The 17236-nt window shown below is 47.2% G+C and carries 16 protein-coding genes; 3 read left to right on the top strand and 13 right to left on the bottom strand.

Annotated elements, in window-relative coordinates:
* Positions 1 to 13: 13 nt before the first annotated feature.
* The 3 genes from DX060_RS00730 to DX060_RS00720 all read left to right on the top strand — a co-directional run bounded on the left by DX060_RS00730 (position 14) and on the right by DX060_RS00720 (position 2209).
* Positions 14 to 886 (top strand): menaquinone biosynthesis family protein, encoded by an 873-nt coding sequence (locus DX060_RS00730; RefSeq protein ID WP_258552140.1) that lies wholly within the window; start codon positions 14 to 16, stop codon positions 884 to 886.
* Between the two features lie 70 nt (positions 887 to 956).
* Positions 957 to 1790 (top strand): UTP--glucose-1-phosphate uridylyltransferase GalU, encoded by an 834-nt coding sequence (galU, locus tag DX060_RS00725; protein ID WP_115010692.1) that lies wholly within the window; start codon positions 957 to 959, stop codon positions 1788 to 1790.
* 11 nt (positions 1791 to 1801) lie between these two features.
* Positions 1802 to 2209, top strand: coding sequence for a hypothetical protein (locus DX060_RS00720; protein WP_115010691.1), 408 nt, complete (start codon positions 1802 to 1804; stop codon positions 2207 to 2209).
* A gap of 23 nt (positions 2210 to 2232) precedes the next feature.
* On the opposite strand, the gene DX060_RS00715 is transcribed toward DX060_RS00720, so the two are convergent.
* From DX060_RS00715 to DX060_RS00660, 13 genes are all read right to left on the bottom strand, one after another.
* Positions 2233 to 3036, bottom strand: a complete 804-nt coding sequence (locus tag DX060_RS00715) for an MnmC family methyltransferase (protein WP_115010690.1) — start codon at positions 3034 to 3036, stop codon at positions 2233 to 2235.
* 60 nt (positions 3037 to 3096) lie between these two features.
* On the bottom strand, positions 3097 to 4542 hold the full coding sequence (gene guaB, locus DX060_RS00710) for an IMP dehydrogenase (RefSeq protein WP_115010689.1): 1446 nt from the start codon (positions 4540 to 4542) through the stop codon (positions 3097 to 3099).
* A gap of 26 nt (positions 4543 to 4568) precedes the next feature.
* On the bottom strand, positions 4569 to 5909 hold the full coding sequence (gene gatA / locus DX060_RS00705; protein ID WP_115010688.1) for an Asp-tRNA(Asn)/Glu-tRNA(Gln) amidotransferase subunit GatA: 1341 nt from the start codon (positions 5907 to 5909) through the stop codon (positions 4569 to 4571).
* Between the two features lie 107 nt (positions 5910 to 6016).
* Positions 6017 to 7903: a hypothetical protein gene (locus DX060_RS00700; protein WP_115010687.1), complete on the bottom strand. Its 1887-nt coding sequence runs from the start codon at positions 7901 to 7903 to the stop codon at positions 6017 to 6019.
* Entirely contained in the window at positions 7903 to 8922 is a 1020-nt protein-coding gene (locus DX060_RS00695; RefSeq protein WP_115010686.1) for a tRNA dihydrouridine synthase, read from the bottom strand. The genes DX060_RS00700 and DX060_RS00695 overlap by 1 nt, the downstream gene beginning before the upstream one ends.
* Before the next feature lie 57 nt (positions 8923 to 8979).
* Entirely contained in the window at positions 8980 to 10149 is a 1170-nt protein-coding gene (locus DX060_RS00690) for an ABC transporter permease (RefSeq protein ID WP_115010685.1), read from the bottom strand.
* On the bottom strand, positions 10146 to 11327 hold the full coding sequence (locus DX060_RS00685) for an ABC transporter permease (RefSeq protein ID WP_115010684.1): 1182 nt from the start codon (positions 11325 to 11327) through the stop codon (positions 10146 to 10148). The genes DX060_RS00690 and DX060_RS00685 overlap by 4 nt, the downstream gene beginning before the upstream one ends.
* An 11-nt stretch (positions 11328 to 11338) precedes the next feature.
* Positions 11339 to 12325: an HlyD family secretion protein gene (locus DX060_RS00680; RefSeq protein WP_115010683.1), complete on the bottom strand. Its 987-nt coding sequence runs from the start codon at positions 12323 to 12325 to the stop codon at positions 11339 to 11341.
* A gap of 62 nt (positions 12326 to 12387) precedes the next feature.
* Positions 12388 to 13221: a hypothetical protein gene (locus DX060_RS00675; RefSeq protein WP_115010682.1), complete on the bottom strand. Its 834-nt coding sequence runs from the start codon at positions 13219 to 13221 to the stop codon at positions 12388 to 12390.
* A 9-nt stretch (positions 13222 to 13230) separates the two neighbouring features.
* Positions 13231 to 14070, bottom strand: a complete 840-nt coding sequence (locus tag DX060_RS00670; RefSeq protein ID WP_115010681.1) for a hypothetical protein — start codon at positions 14068 to 14070, stop codon at positions 13231 to 13233.
* An 80-nt stretch (positions 14071 to 14150) separates the two neighbouring features.
* Positions 14151 to 14291: a hypothetical protein gene (locus DX060_RS11045; RefSeq protein ID WP_181814111.1), complete on the bottom strand. Its 141-nt coding sequence runs from the start codon at positions 14289 to 14291 to the stop codon at positions 14151 to 14153.
* Between the two features lie 75 nt (positions 14292 to 14366).
* Complete coding sequence (locus DX060_RS00665; RefSeq protein ID WP_115010680.1) at positions 14367 to 15875, bottom strand: TolC family protein; 1509 nt, start codon at positions 15873 to 15875, stop codon at positions 14367 to 14369.
* Positions 15876 to 15955: 80 nt separating this feature from the next.
* A complete protein-coding gene (locus tag DX060_RS00660) occupies positions 15956 to 17203 on the bottom strand; it encodes an Opr family porin (protein WP_115010679.1) in 1248 nt (415 codons plus the stop codon).
* Positions 17204 to 17236 lie beyond the last annotated feature (33 nt).

Below are 17236 nucleotides of genomic sequence, written 5' to 3'. Positions count from 1 at the left end.
ATAAGCTGACATTTTGGAGAGTTGTTTGATAAGCGTAGCGCATAGTCCCGATGCTGATGATATTTTTATGTATTATGCCATTGCATTTGGGTGGGTGGGCTCGCCGCTTGGGCTGAAGTTTTGCAACACTGCACTAGATATACAAACACTCAATGAAGCGGCTCTGCAAGGGAGCTATGATGTAAGTGCCATTTCCTTTGCTGCTTATCCGCTTATCGCGCAAGATTACGCGCTTTTGCGCACGGGGGTGAGCTTTGGCAGTGGCTATGGACCAAAGCTTATCAAGCTAAAAGGCAAAAGCCTAAAGCCTCATTGCAAAGTCGCCCTATCTGGCGCGCACACGACAAACGCCCTGCTTTTCCGCATAGCCTACCCCTACGCAAAAATCGTGTATAAAAACTTCCTTGATATAGAATCCGCTGTGCTAAATGGCGAAGTGGATGCAGGCGTGCTGATCCACGAATCAATCCTAACCTTTAGCGATCAATTAGAAGTGGAGCGAGAGATCTGGGATATATGGTGTGAGCTAGCAGGCGATGATCTGCCTCTGCCACTTGGCGGTATGGCTTTGCGCCGTAGTATCCCACTACACCGCGCGATTGATATAGAATCCACCCTCACAAAGGCTGTGCAAATCGCCACGCAAAATAAACCCCTACTCTCACAAATGCTGCTTAGTCGCGATCTTATCCGCGTCAATGCCAAAGAGCTAGATACTTATCTCAATCTCTATGCCAATGCCGAGTCCATTTCCCTTAGCCCCACGCAAATCCGCGCGATTGACACGCTTTTTGCCCTGCTGCATAAACGCGGATTCTACCCTAAGGCACTTTCTTGCGAAGAGTTTTTGCTCCCTAGAGAATATACAAGCCTGCGCAACTCCTAGCCCAAGCTTGTTTATAATCGCATAAATCTTTTGCGCTACAATTTTTACAAATCCACACAAGGACCACACGATGAACTACATTAACAAATGCCTTTTCCCAGCTGCTGGCTATGGGACGCGATTTTTACCCGCGACAAAAGCTATGCCTAAAGAAATGCTCCCCATTCTTACAAAGCCACTTATACAATATGGTGTCGAAGAAGCTCTAAGTGCGGGCTGCCAGACTATGGCGATTGTAACAGGGCGGGGCAAGCGCAGCATAGAAGATCACTTTGATATAAGCTATGAATTAGAGCATCAAATCAAAGGCACGGATAAAGAATTTTTACTCAATGAAGTGCGCTCACTCATCACGCAATGCACTTTCTCCTACACACGCCAAAATGAGATGAAAGGCTTGGGACACGCGATTTTGACAGGTGAGACACTCATTGGCAATGAGCCTTTTGCTGTGATCTTAGCTGATGATTTATGCGCAAATATCGGTGGAGATAGCGTGCTAGCACAAATGGTAAAGCTCTATGCCAAGCATAAATGCTCCATAGTCGCCATAGAAGAAGTGCCTATGAGCGAGGTGGATAAATACGGCGTGATCGCAGGAGAGATGATTAGCCAAGATGTTTATCGCGTTAGCACGATGATAGAAAAGCCAAGTGCTAGCGAAGCCCCCTCAAATCTAGCAGTCATTGGTCGCTATATTTTGACGCCTGATATTTTTGATATTTTGCGCGTAACACCCCCGGGCAAAAAGGGTGAAATCCAAATCACCGATGCCCTAATGGAGCAGGCGAAAAATGGGCGAGTCATCGCCTATAAATTCCAAGGCAAGAGGTATGATTGTGGGAGTATTGATGGCTTTGTCGAAGCGACTAATGCGTTTTTTGCAGCAAAAAGTAGCAAATAAAGTAGCCAATAATGTATAACCAAGGATTCTATGCCATTATTTTGATGATCGCCTGTGGGTTTGGGTTTGTCATCTTTGTGTTTGGGTTTTTTATGCGCAGCATATTTGACAAAAAGCCAGCCCCAAAGCCTTTCACACTAAAAGACTTCCGCAAGCTAATCCCAAATGCCAAGACTCAAGCCCAAGCCCAAGAGCTCATCGAGCAGTTTGTGAAGAAGTTTGGGCTTTTTGCGCCAAGCTCTAGCGATCGCCAAGAATGGCTTGATGTGGTAAAAGAGCTTACAAGCCTTGAAGTCATCGATACAGACAAAGCCGCTGAAGTCCGCGAGCGGCTAAGTGCCAAAAATCCCAATATCAAAAAAGACATATCTGATGCCATAGGGCTAGCACTCAAAACCAAGAAAGATACCAGCACTTAGATCAACACAAAGTGCGCTAGAGACTAAGCGCGCAATCTACTGCCTAGAATCTGCACGGGAGCTTTGCTAAAAATACTTGATTTGCGCTTTATGCTAGTGTGTGTGCTAGTGGGGTATAGAGTAGCACAAGCTTGATAGAGTCTATCCATAGTGGCAGGATCTGCCTTATAAGTATAGGCGTGTAGCCCTGCTTGCGTGGCGTTTGTGATGATCTCCTGCCTTGTGGCGTAGGTGGTGATGATCCCAGAGTCTTTAAGCAAGCTAGATAGCTTACAAAAATGCTTATAGTCCCATAAACTCGGGCATTTCTCATAGCTAAAGGGATCTTGGTAGATCACATCAAAGCCCGTAAAATCGCTATAATACTGCGCTAGGCTTGCGGACAAATCCGCAAGTAAAACACACGCATCACCCCAGAATATTTGCAAAGATACATTATGTGCTATGCGCGCTTGCCTACTAGAATCCAGCTGGGCTACAAGGCTAGAATCTAGCGCGTGGATTGTGCTAGCAAGGGCTAGGCTCTGCCTATCAAGCTCGATAGAGATGATACAAAACTCTAGCGTCTCAAATGCGCTAAATAGGCGTGAAAGCAGGGCGTTATACCCAAGCCCAAAGCAAAGATCTAGAATCCATATTTGTGCCTTAGGGGCTTCTTTTGGGGGTTTGGCTTTTGTGGCAAAAGTGGATTCTAGGGTAGCCCACACAGGTGCTATATGCTTCCCTAGCTTTTCGCTAAAGGCACCCTCACCCATATTGGCATAATGCTCGCCAAACTCCACGCTAAAGGCATTGAGAGAGCCATCGGCACTTGGGGTAAGCTCCATTGCCTGCAAACTTAGCCCAACCCTATCTTAAAAATCTATCCCTAAAGCTTATCCCAAATCTTATCCGTGATAGTTTGGTGCTTCTTTGGTGATATCTACATCATGGACATGGGATTCTCTAAGTCCAGCAGCAGTGATTTGCACAAACTCCGCCCTCTCCCACAGGCTTGGGATATTTGCCGCCCCTAGATAGCCCATAGAGCTACGCAGCCCCCCTACAAGCTGGTGCAAAACATCGCCGATTTTCCCACGATATGGCACACGCCCTTCAATGCCTTCAGGCACAAGCTTATCTTGCGCGGTACCTTCTTGGAAGTAGCGATCAGAGCTACCCTTACTCATAGCACCAATGCTCCCCATACCGCGGTAGCTTTTATACTGCCGCCCTTGGTAAAGCACCAAATCGCCGGGGCTCTCTTCTGTGCCAGCTAGCAGGCTACCTACCATCACGCTAGAAGCCCCCACGGCGATAGCTTTAGCCACATCGCCAGAGTATTTGATCCCACCATCAGCGATGATTGGCACGCCCATTTTCGCCCCCACTTCCGCACAGCCAGCGATCGCAGAGACTTGGGGCATACCCACGCCTGCGACAATCCTTGTCGTGCAGATACTGCCCGGACCTATGCCGACTTTCACCGCATCGGCTCCGGCTTTGATTAGGTCTTGCGTGGCAGCTGCGGTTACGACATTGCCCACGATCACATCAATTTCATAGTTTGCTTTAATGGATTCTAGGGTGGCGATGATATTTTTAGAATGTCCGTGCGCAGAGTCAAGCACCAGCACATCAACCCCTGCTTCAATGAGAGCTTGCGCTCTATCAAGCTGCCCCGCGCCGATCGCCGCTCCCACGCGCAAACGCCCTTGCGCATCTTTGTTGGCATTGGGATATTCTATGCGCTTTTGAATATCTTTAATGGTGATGAGCCCTTGCAAGATATTGTTGCTATCGACTATGGGGAGCTTCTCTATCCTGTGTTTATGCATAATGGCTTTGGCTTCATCAAGGCTTACGCCTACATTGGCGGTAACTAGGGGCATTTTTGTCATCACATCGCTGACTTTTTTGCTTAGATCATTTTCAAAGCGGACATCGCGATTGGTCAAAATCCCTATCAAAAGCCCCTTTTCATCAACCACAGGCACCCCGGAGATTTTGTAATTATCTGTGATGACTTTGGCATCAGCTAGCGAGCGATTAGCTTGGATAGAGATAGGGTTGGTGATGACACCGCTCTCGCTTTTTTTCACCTTATCAATTTGCTCTACTTGCAAGGCTTGGGGCATATTTTTATGGATAATGCCAATGCCCCCATAGCGCGCCATAGCAATGGCAGTCTTATGCTCTGTAACTGTATCCATAGCCGCAGAGACAAAGGGGATATTAAGCGAGATATTGCGCGTGAGCTTGGAGCTTGTATCCACTTCTTTTGGCAGCACTTCAGAAAATGCTGGGATTAGCAAAATATCTTCAAAGGTTAGGGCTTTTTGCGCGAGTTTCATATCATCTCCTTTGCTGTGGATTGGGCTTAGGCGAGCTGGGATTCTAGCCCATAAGCGCAGTCAAGCACGCTTTGCTCATCATACGCTCTGCCAATTAGCTGCATACCGATAGGTAGCCCTTGAGACTCGCCCACAGGCAGGCTAATGGCAGGCAGCCCCGCTAGATTTACCCCGATGGTGTAAATATCGCTTAGATACATTTCAAGCGGGCTTTGTGATGCGCGGAATTTAGGCGCGATACTTGGAGACACAGGCGATAGGATAAGATCGGCTTGCTCAAAGATCTGGGCATATTGCTGCTTGATAAGAGAGCGCATTTTCTGGGCTTTTAGGTAGTAGGCATCATAGTAGCCGCTACTTAGCACAAAGCTCCCTAGTAGAATCCTATTTTTCACCTCTCTGCCAAAGCCTTGTGAGCGGGTGTTGATGTATAAATCTTTGAGTCCGCTAGAATCTACGCGATTGCCATAGCGCACACCATCAAAGCGCGCGAGATTGCTGCTAGCTTCTGCGGTGCAGATGATATAGTAGGTAGAGATATGCAAGCTTGTATCAAGCATTGTGGCTGGGACTATGGTATGCCCGCTTTTTTCTAGGAGCTTGATCGTATCTTCATACGCCTTAGCAATTGCCGGATCAGCATCTTTTAGGAAGTCATTTAGCACTGCTATGGTAAAGCATTTATCCCTATCAAGCTTGGAGAAGCTCTGTAATGGCGGGAGCTTGGCACTTGTAGAATCTAGCTCATCATAGCCACTAATAGCATCAAGCAAAATCGCGCAGTCTTCTACATTTTGCGTGATAGGTCCTATGCAATCAAGACTTGAGCTATATGCCACTAGCCCATAGCGGCTCACGCGCCCATAAGTGGGCTTAAGCCCCACACAGCCGCAATACCCAGCAGGCTGGCGGATCGAGCCGCCTGTATCACTCCCAAGCGCGGCGATCGCATAGCCCCCAGCCACTGCTGCGGCACTGCCCCCAGAGCTGCCGCCGGGCACGCGCGTGGGGTCTTTGGGGTTTTTGGTGCGTCCATAGCAGCTAGATTCTGTCGTGCTGCCCATAGCAAATTCGTCCATATTTGCCCGCCCAAACGCGCTCATACCATTAGCACGCAAGCGCGTGATCGCCGTGGCGTTATATGGCGCGACATAGCCTTGTAGGATCTTGCTCGCACAAGTGATCTCCCAGCCTTTGACATTGATATTGTCTTTGATCAAAATTGGCACGCCGCTGTGATTATCGCTAGAAAAATCAATATAGGCATTAAGCTCGATAGCGGCTTGGGATTTAGCCTTGGCTTCTAGGCTGGATTGTAGAGCTTGCTGCTCTTCTTTAGGGAGAGATAGGGCTTGGGCTAGTGTCATAGGTATCCTTTGGATGGTCGTTGTATATGATAGATTGTTTTAGCTGGATTTTGTGCGGCATTATAGAAAAAAGTAGCTTATATATCGCTTGTTAATGTGCTTGCAGCCTAGAAGCTTAGGGCAAAGCGCAAGAACCATTCCTTGTCTTTTGTGCTGACAAATTTCTGCCTAAGCAAGCTCTCGCTCCACGGGTCATCTTCTCTCACTCCGCCCACACCATAAAGCCCATTATTTGGGTCGTATTTAGTGTGGTCAAAATGCGCACCATTATAGCCATACCACCGCTCTTGCGCGATAGGGTAGTAGGAGATTTTATAGCCAAAATCTATGCGAGTAAAGCGCGAGAGATATATGCTCGCCCCAAAGCGCATAAACCCTCCACTACCCGCGGCAAAGAACGCATCAGCCCCATTGCTCGCCTTGCCTTTAGCAGCAGCTTGGTTGTGCCAAGTTTTGTTATTAGGATCGCCTTGGGAGAAGCGCGCGAACTCCGCCCCCCCACCGATAAACCCCCCCACCTTAAAATACGCAAGCCGTGATCCCCAGAATCCACTTTTAAGCCCAAATCCTAGCCACCGCTGCAAAATCGTATCTATGGGGATATTAAGCATTGCATCAACCCCTAGAGAGAAGCTCAAATACCGCCCATCTTGCGGGGCGATGTCATTAGAATCTGGTGTGTCTTGGAAAGTGAAAGAGTCTTCGACTTTGGTGTTTGGTGTGTTTGGATTAGTGCTATTGCCTAGGATTAAGATCCCGCATTTTTGCTGCTTTTCTGCTTCGCTCCAAGTTTTGCTATTTTGTATGCAAAGTTTATAGGCTTCTTGCAGATTATTGGTGCTTCTATCGCGCTTATCACTGCCTGCAATCTTACTCCCAAGCGAGCCGCTGCGGCTTGCCACCTCGCCAAAGAGTCTAATGCCTACAATGTGAAACTTGTCAAAAAAGTATTCCGCGCCAAGCTCTAGACTAGAGCCTGCATTAAGCTGCCCAGAATACTCCGCGCTTGTGGTATCGCCGCTGCATTTTTGATTAGGACAGGTGGCGACTTCCTTGCTCATACTTTGGGTGTTGTGCGTGTGGATAGAGCTTGAAGAAGTAAGCCCAAAGCCAATGTAGGGGTGCAAAATATCGCCAAACACCCACGCGCTAGGACTAGGCTTGTAGAAAAAGCTAGAATCCTGCGCGCCAAACTTGCCTAGCGCATTATCGCTAATAGGCGGTGGGGTGTCTATTAGTGTGGTAGTGGGATTAGCGGGAGGATTGGCAGGCTTTGGGGCAGGTGTGGAGATAGTGGGCGTGGTGGTGTGTGTGGGATTGTTTTGCAAAATCGTGCGTTTTGGCTCTTTGGATTCTGGTGCGGCGTGTAGGGGGGCAGAGGCTGCTAGTAGGTATAGGGCAAAGTATATTGCAGTCGTTTTGCTTGTTGGGGGCGTTGGCTTTTTGCGAAAAAGCGGGGAGTTTGCCTTTTGTTTGTGCGATAGCCCACTAGGCTTATCTCCGCACAAAAGGCTGCACAACCCCGCTTTTTCACTAAAAATCCTGCCGCCTGCGGCTTGGTTTGTTGGGGGCGCTGGCTTTTTACTAGAGGATTCGGCTTTACTAAAGAAACATCGGCTATCGCCGACCGCTTCGCTGGTTTTGCGCGATAAAGCAGGGAGTTTGTGGCTTAGCTCTCGTTCGATAGACACCCAAGTCTTATCTCTTTGCTCGCCACTGCACAACCCTACTTTACTAAAGAAACTGCGGTTATGCCTTGTTTTCTCATCGCAAATCCTAGAATCCACTTTTTGTAATTTCTGTATTTTTTGCGTTTTTTCGGCGTTGTATAAAAAAGTGGATTCTAGGGCTTGTGTCTTTGTTTGTGTGGATTGCCACGCTTTGCTTCGCAAAGCTCGCAATGACGATAAAAAAGCTTTATTACTAGAATCCACTTTTGAGATTTTTGCGACTTTTGTATTGTCGTTGCTAGAATTTTCGTTTTGCCACCGCATTACACGCTTCTTTTGTTGAAATGCACAAGCTCCGCGCTTCCCCACTCTAGCACACTTGTCGCAAAAAACTCTTCAATACTCTGTCGCATTTCTATGGGGCTTGTGATGGTATTTACCACATTGCGGAAAGCACTTGCGCCATCGTGCCCCTTGGCATAGGCGTGGAGATTTTTTCTAAACATCACCACACCCCTATCGCCGTAGAACTCCACCATCGCATCAAAATGCTCTAGCACTAAGTCCTTTTTCACCATTGCAGGAAGCGCGGTGGTGTTATGGCGGATCTGCCAGAAGATCCACGGGCTAGTGAGCGCGGCTCGCCCTATCATCACGCCATTTGCGCCTGTTTCTTGCAGGACAGATTGCGCCTTTGCCACAGAGTCGATCTCGCCATTGGCGATGAGTGGGTGGCGCAAGATCTTTTTCATCTGGGCTATGGCTTGGTAGTCGATTTTCTCCTTTTTGTAGCCATCTTTGCGCGTCCTGCCATGCACTACGACAAAATCTATGGGCGCATCATTAAGCGCGTGAGCGATTTCAGTGGGGATCTTCTCATCAAAGCCTAGCCGCACTTTGACACTTGTATAAGGTGTCTTGCTCTGCTCTTTAATGAGTTTGAGCAGCTCTACAAGCTTAGGCAGATCCTGCAAAAGTCCGCTGCCATTGCCGTGATTAGCGACTTTGGGAGCTGGGCAGCCGCAGTTAAAATCCACAATATCAATGCCCTCTTGGGTGTTTAGCACGGCTATGGCTTTTTGGATAATCTCTTGCTTTGAGCCGGCAATTTGCACGCTATAAGGTGTCTCTAGGGGGGATTTTTGGAGCATTTTGAGCGTTTTAGCACTAGAGAATGCAAGCGCGTGGGAGCTTATCATCTCACTCACTGTAATATCTACGCCAAAGCGTTTGACCACCGAGCGAAAGGGCAGATCCGTATAGCCAGCAAGCGGGGCTAGAAAGAGCTTAGTGCTAGTAAAATCTAAGAGTGGTTTAGAATAGAAGCGCACATTTTTCTCCATTGCTACTGCTATATTTGAATTGCTTTGGGGGAAATGGGATTATAGCATAAGCTATATTTATGGCTTCTTGCATAGTAGGCACGCTTGTTTCTGGCGTTTGTGTAGCACGATAATGCTCGCTACAAAGCACAGCCCAAATAGCCCAAATAGCGCGAAAAAATGTGGAGCCACACTTGCAAAGCTCGCGCCCATTTGATTTAGGCTGATAAATCCTCTAACGCCGTGGTAGGCTGGGATCATAACGCTTAGATCTTGCAAAAATTGCGGTAGCAGCTCACTGGGCCAAATAAAGCCCAAAATAAACACCAAAGGCATAGAAGAGACAAAGATCACTTGCGTAGGCAAGCTCTCATCTTCTAAGCTAACCCCCAAAAGCACGCCGCTAGCCACACAGCTTGCGATAAATATAATCGCAAAGCACCAAAAATCACTCAAGCTTGCGATATGACTCACCCCAAAAAGTGGGAAAAGCACCCCAAAATACAAACCAAACAGCACGCAATAAATCCCTGTGAAAGCTAGGATTCTAGCACTTACGATCTTCCACGCACTAGCGTAGTTGCTATAATGCTGCAAGGCTTGGTAGTCTTTTTTAGCAGTTGCGCGGATGCGGATTCTGTTTTGATACGCGCTTAGGATACCGCTGCCTGCTATGGCAGTTTGGTGCAGGATAAAGACTAGCACCGCAGCTAGGGCGTAGTTGGTATAGCCTAGGCTTGGATTGTATAAAGGGATAGCCTGCAAGCTTACAAGCTCTGTATCAAGCAAATTTGGGTCGCGAGCTTTTCTTAGCTCATCGCTTAGCTCATCGATTGCCTTATGCACGCCCTCTGCGATCGCCCCATACACGAGGAAGTAAGAGGCATTGCCCATATAGGATACGACACTGCCAACGCCCTTTTTCGCGTTTGCTTCAAAGCCTTTAGGGATATAGAGTGCGCCATCAGCTTCAAAGCTTTCAATCAACCACTTAGCTTCATCAATGGAGCTAACCTCACGCACTAGCGCGATTTCTCTTGTGCTGCTAACAAGAAAAATCAGCCGCTTTGATAGCGCGCTAGAATCTTCATCAATGATGACAAGTCGCTGCTTGCGGACAATATCATTCATATAAGGCATAGGATAGAGCAGTCCATACACAAGTGAGCCGATGATCACGACCATTACGACAAGTTTATTGCTAAAAATGGCTTTATACTCTTCTAGCACAAGGGACAAAAAGCTCATAGCGCACTCCGTTTGCCAAAAGGTTTTGACAGAGATTTTGACGGAGATTTTGAGAGAGATTTAATGATAGGATTACTGCTAAAAAGTCGCAGATGATAGATCATAACCCCAAGGGCTAAAAAGAGCAAAAACCACAACATCTCCCCCATAATCCCAAGCCCAAAGCCCACGCTTCCGCCGTAGTTTGCTTGCTGGATATATAGCTCCATATAGTAGGATATGGGCAGAAATTTACTCCAAAAAAGCGCGAAAAAATTCATCGAAGCTTGCGGGTAAGTAACCCCGGCAAAAGCCAGAGAAGGCGCAGTATAGATAGCCACAAAGCCAATAGCCTTTTTCATATCAAGTAAGATAGATTGCACAAAGACTACCACAGCATTCACACACGCTACAAGCAGCAGCGTCCCTGCCACAAGTAGCAAAAAGCTCCCCCTAAGCTCATAGCCTAAGTTTTGCAAGAGCGTTAGCATACATACCCCCCAGAATCCAAACACAAGCGTATTAAACCCATAGCGCATAAACACGCTAGATACACTTGTGGGGCGATTTTTGAGTAGGTGGATCATCGCTAGCGCACTTAGGATTTGTAGCATACAGGGCAGCAAGAGTGTAAGCATAAATTGCGCGTAGTTGTTGCTGGCGTTATACAGGGGGATAATTTGTGAAAAAATCGGCATAGACTTGCTAATGGCAAGTTGTAGATTCTCATCTTTAATCAAGTTTTTCGCACTCCATTGCTTGGCATTGAGTGTGCCTACTACTTGTGTGAGCGCAGTGGCGATAGATTTGCCTATAAGCACAAATTGCGCATTGTAGTAGAGTGTGATTTGTGCATTGATAGAGCGTTTGAGATTGGACTCATAGGAGTGTGGGATCACCACAAGGGCATAGATCGCGCTTGTGGCTAAATCTTGCTTGGCTGCTTCTATACTTGGATAGATGTGCCTTATATGCACTGCCGCAGAAGAATCAATCATAAAAAGAGCTTCCTTGCTAGAAGGGCTTTTGTCAAAATCCACTGCCCCTATGGCGAGATCTCTTGGTAGCGATGCCATAAACACCGCATAGATAAACCACGCCAAAAGTAGCGGCAAAACCACATAAATAAGCAAAAGCACAATATGGCGCGAGAGATAGAGCCAAAATTGCCGTAATTTTTTGAAGAAATATGCTTGCATAAAAGTGGATTCTAGTTGGGCTCTAGGCGCACAATCGCGCTATATCCTATGCGAAACTCCCCGATATGCTCTAGCGGCTGTGCTTCTATCTCAAAGCTGCGCAAATCATAGCCCTTAGAGCTAGAGGTCGCTCTCCAAGTGGCAAAGTCGCCCAATGCCGCTACATAGCGCACCTTAAAGCGCACATCTTTTTGCAGGGCTGGGACAAACGCGCTAAATTCACTCCCTACACTAAAGCGCGGAAGATACTCTTCTGTAACGCTAAGATTGAGCCACGCTTGTGTGTTATCCACAAGCATAACCACAGGAAACCCTGTGGGACTTAGCTCACCCTCGCTTAAGAGAATATTGCTTACTTCTGCGGTGGCTGGGGCATAGGCTTGCATATCGTGGATATAGGCTTGCACTTCATCAAGCTGCCCTGCTGCGGCAAGCTCCTTTTGCTTGGCGGCGACTTTTGTCTCGTGGCTCGCGCCATCTAGGGCGATTTTATACTGCTGCAAGGCGGTGTTTTCGGCGTATTTGGCGTTTTGGTAGGCTGTGTAGGCTTCATCGCGTCTTTGCAAGCTTACTACGCCATTTTTGTATAGATCTTGTATGCGTGTGTAGGTCTTTTCTGTAAGCTCGCGCATAGCCTTGGCACTATTATACATATCCTTTGCGGAGATGATTGTCTCTACTCTAGCTCCTTTGTTAGTCTCTTGGGATAGGGCTTTAGCAGCCTCATAGCCTGCCTTTGCTTGCTCTAGCTTTGCTTGCACCTCTGGGGAGTCGATAGTGAAGATCAAATCCCCCTTTTGCACCTTATCGCCCTTTTTGACCAAAATCGACCCCACACGCCCAGCAAGCTTAGAGCTTACGCTATATTGCTTGGCTTGGATTTGCCCTTGGATAAGCTGGGGCTTAGGCTGATAGGCTTTGTAGAAGCTTACAGCAAGCCAAATTAGGAGAAGAAGAGAGAGGGCGGCGATGAAGCTGATTTCGACATATTTTTTCATTCATTCTCCTTAAATAAATTTAGCTTTGGGCAAGCAGTGTGCGCAAATTTGTAAAAGGCACGCTAAAATCCAAAGCTATATTGCAAAAATACCCTATGCGTGCTGTTTTTAGGCTCATAGAGAGTAACTGGCTGCCCTGTGTAGATACTCCTTATGGGTGCGCCTTGTGCTGCTTCTATACTCCAGTATTCATACACAAGCCGCACAGAGCGCATACCCCCATCTTTTGTCAAAAAGTTTGCCCCGATATATCCCAAAGCCCCAAAGCCATCGTGCTGCAGCACGCTGTAATTATCCATAAAGCCAAAGCGTGTGGATTGGGAGAAGTGGTTGCCAAAGATTAGGTAGCGATAGCCGCCACCATAGCTAAGGGCTAGAGTTTGCGAGATCTGGCTATGTCCTTCAAGCTCTATGGGGAGATATAAATAGCCCTGATACCTTAGCATTGAGATGATTTCGGTGCGATTTGCGTGGTAGCTCACACCACTTTGCAAAAAGAGCGAGCTTGTGGGCAAAAAATGCAGAAGATCATAGCCCACTCTTAGCTCCACATCGCCAGCGAGTGCGCCCACAGGCTGCCTTAGTGCTTTTCCATTTCTGTCTTTATTATCTGGGTCTAAGATCCCGCCGGTGTATTGCCCTAGCGCGTAGTTAAATCGAGCGGTAGCATCAAGCTTTAGCCCAAAGCTAGTAACATTGCCAAGCTGCCCACTAAGCCCAAACATCGCCGTATCCATACGCATAACACGACCGCCATTTCTGTCTATCTCGCCATAGTGATAGTAGCCTGTGTAAAATCCTAGCGATGAGTAGAATCCACTTTTATAAACTAGCCCTTCCGCGTAGCCTGCCGTGCAGAGAGTCGCAAGTAGTATGCCTTGTAGTATATATCTCATCATTACCTCCTAATATCCTATACCTAATCGAATACCGACATAGCCGAGATTGGAGCGCGGATACGATAGCACAGCTTCTGCACCGGGCTTGACGCCGGGCTCTTGGGTATCTGGCGGATTGCCTACGAAAATGCCTTTTGAAGCTCCAAAGTTATAATACTCCGCCACCAAAGTGCCAAAGAAATACAACTTAGGCGAGGCATAATATCTCCCCCCAAATTGCAAGCGCAAGCCATAGCTGCTATCTATGGGAAGCATTCTTTTATCTTTTTCACTGATGGTTACTTGCGTGGCTTGATCGAGTGCTATGTCATAGGCTAGGAGATACTCTATGGCTAGGGCTGGGGAGAGCCGCACATCACCGCGCAGCTCGATAGGCATATAGATTGCCATTAAGGGCATATTGAAGCTTGTATTTACCACGACATTGGAGTAGATAAGCTCCTTTAGCCCTGTGCCAAGATAGAGCGGCTTGTCATAGCTGCGGCGGATTAGATGCCAGCCAACATACACATCTAACCCCACAAGGAAGTTAATATCCCCCACCGGTCGCACGCTCATAAGATCCTGCATACCTTGGATCATATAGTTATCTAAATTGCCATAGCTCGCGCCAAATAAGGCATCAATCCCAAAGCCCAAACCAAGCTTTGTCGTGTAGTCATAGCTTGCAAATAATGCTTCGTGTAGCCCAGAGGTGCTGGCATTCGCGCTGGAGTGCCATAGCCCTGTGGATTGTATGGCTATTTGTGCGTGGGAGCCTCGCTTTTTAGGCTCATTTGCTAGAGCGATAGAGCATAGAGCCACGCACACTATCGCTAAAATTTTTGTCTGTATTTGCATTTTCATTCACACTCCTTGTATCGCCAAGCTTTAGGAATGGGCATTTTGCATAAAAAATATTTAAACAAACTTAAAAACCGCAATGCCTAATCTACCTCAAACCCTAGAATCCACTTTTGAAACAACGCCCCCACTCTGTCATTGCGAGATTTTGACTTGTCAAAATCGTGGCAATCCACACTAGAATCCATTTTTTCACAAGCCTGTTTTACTGCCGCATTGCTCACCCAAGACTAAATCGCCTACCCCCTAGAATCCACTTTTGTGCTAAGGCGTGTCGTTAGTGAATGAGTGGATTCTAGCTACTGCCTATATGGATAAAAGCCCTCTATATCATCGCTTAGTGCAAAGAGCCTAGCAAGTGCGATGATAGCCTTATACGCGGAAGTTTGCTGCTCGATAAGGGCATTTTGTAGGGCATTTTGCGCATCGATTACTTGCATACTTGTAGCAAGCCCTTGTTTGAAGGCATTTTCTTGGAGCTTTAGATTCTCTTTGGCGAGATTGATAGAAGACATTCTGCTTTTGTATTCTTCTTGGGCGTATAGGGCTTGCTTGTAGGTGTTTTTCACAAGGAGTGTGATGTCTTTGCGCGCTTGATTGGCAAGGGATTGCATCTCAAGCTGGGTGAGCTTGGCGGCTTGATAGTGCTGGATCCTAGCCTTTGGGGTGATGAGTGAGAGATTTGCCGCGACACCGATATGCCAAGTGGGGATAGCACGCATAATAAGCGCGTGATTGGCATTATTAGCATACACCGCCCCAAAGCCCACAATCTGCGGGAGGAAGGGAGCTAGGGCTAGGGTTTTAGCCTCTTTTGCGCTTTGGACTTTTAGGTCAAGTGAAGTTAGCACTGGATAGCTTGCTAGGGTTTTTTGTATAAATATGGATTCTGGTGGGAGGGGCTTTTCTGCTAGCTTTAGTGTATCTATCGGGGCTAGATTCTGGCTTGAGAGCGTGGAGTTTAGCGTGAGAGAAGCGATTGTCGCGGCATTTTGCGCTTGGCTTAGGGCATTTAGGCTTTTATCGTGTGCGACTTGTGCGGCTAGCACTTCTACGCGTGCGATTTGCCCGCTTTTTTCTAAGGCTAGGGCATTTGCATAGTGCTGCTTGGTCGCTTGGCTACTTTGTGCAAGCACTTGGGCAAGATTCTCTGCTAGCACCGCGCCATAATACACATTTGCTAGCTCTTCAAAGCTTGATAGCTTTTTAAGCCTTAGGGCTTCTTTGGCGTCTTTGTGGGCTATGGCGGCGATTTTACTACCCTGTATCCTAGCTCCACCTGTGTAGAGTGGATAGATCATTGTAAGCGCGCCTATGATGATATTTTGATCAAGCAAGACAATGGGCTGATTCAGCGCACTAAGCAAGGGTGCGAACTGCTGGGACAAAGCTGGCGGGATAGAGCTAGTATCCATAGGGAGCTGCTCTTGGATCTTTCTATCTAAATGCGTATAAAACACGCTTGCATTGATCTCTGGGAGAAAGCTAAGCTTTGCCCCTAGGGCAAGCTTTTTAGCGCGATCTACGCTTAAATCCTGCGCCTTTATGGCATCGCTTGTTTCTAAAAGCAAGGCGTATGCCTGCTCAAATGTAACTTCTTCTGCCGTGTTGCGTGCCTTGTCTGCCGGCGTGGGGAGATTGGATTCTAGGGGGCTTTTTGGCTGATCTAGGGTGGTGGGGCTAGGCTTGGCTTTTTTGCTGCTGTGTGGGGCATTGCTTATGTCATCTAGCGTGAAATCTGGTAAAAGTGCTGCTTGAAGAGAAGAAAATCCTAGAATCCAAAGTCCCAAATACACAAAATTACGCATTTGCACTCCTAATAAAACCACGATATTTTACTATAACCCTAGCTTACTCAAGCGATCACTAGCTATGCGATTCTTGGGGGCTAAAATGTCAGCCGCAAGCCGCCATTCACCTGCGTCATAGTCGGCACACCTAGAGAATCTAAATGCGTGTTTAGCACATTGATTACACCTATGACATTGCGCGTGAAGCCTATTTCCATAGCGAGATTTAGCTCATTTTGATTAGCTTTAGTGATTTTGGTGCTAGAGACATAGTCATAGAAGCTCGCCCCATAGGTGATAAGGAAGTTAAACCGCTCAACTTTCGTGGCAAGTTTGGCATAGATGAGATTGACATTTGGCTGTGTTTTTAGCACTCTGCCACCCCAGATGAAAAACGGATCAATGCTATTGCCCATAATCGCCAGACTCCCCCAGCCGGCTTCTTTGCCTGTGTGGATATAGCCTACTGCTATGTCAAAGACATTGGGCAGTCCAAAAGATGCTTGCGCATACAAGGCGTTGCCATCTTTGCCGGCGTTGATGAGATCGCTTGTGGGGAGAGAGTTTTTATGCTCGATACTATATGCATAGCCTACATTGCCCTTCAAGTCAAAGTCCAAAAACGAGATTTTGCCATCGATCCTACCGCCAATAGCTGTGAAAATCGGCGGTGCGAAGTAAGTGTAGATCCTAGCACTTAGGGCATCATTTAGGATATAGTATTTTAAGCCTGTGTGATAAAGCCCGATTTTGGTAGGGCGGTAGAATCTAGTCATTTGATAGTAATCAATGCGTCCAAAATCATTGACCCAAAATGCTTCAAGCAAGAGCTTTTCAAAGGAGCGATTGCGTAGCCAGACACCATCGCTAAGGACATTGACCCAATCATTTGCGATGGCTATGCGCCCTGTTTTTAGGCTCGTATCGCCATCAAAATACTCGATAAAGGATTCTGCTATGGCAGCTTGGTTGTGGTTGAAAAAATCTGCCTTGGTATCGCCTTTACCACCAGTGGGGGGGAAAAATCCGGTATGTGCATCATAAAATGACGCCACCGCGCGAAAGCCGATAGAAGCGCGAAAATTTTTATAGAATCCAGAAGTATAGCTTAGCCCTACATTGCCCATAAGATAGCCTAGATTCCCCAAGTAGGCATAATGCGCAAGTCCCAAAGACTCATCGCCTATGGTCGTAGCACCGCCTTTTTGCAAGCCCACATAATTCCCATATAAAATCACATCGCCCTTACTCACGCCATTTTTCAAGGCTTCATCAATGCTCTCAAATCCCAAAGCCACCTGCGCTAAAAGACTTACCCCACATATCACAGAAAAGACTTTTTTCATAATTGCCAAACTCCTTACAAATGGATTCTAAAA

Source organism: Helicobacter canis (assembly GCF_900451095.1).
In the GTDB taxonomy this organism is placed as follows: domain Bacteria; phylum Campylobacterota; class Campylobacteria; order Campylobacterales; family Helicobacteraceae; genus Helicobacter_B; species Helicobacter_B zhangjianzhongii.
The sequence above is the reverse complement of the archived record's forward strand: the minus strand, read 5'-3'. Positions and strand labels throughout refer to the sequence as shown.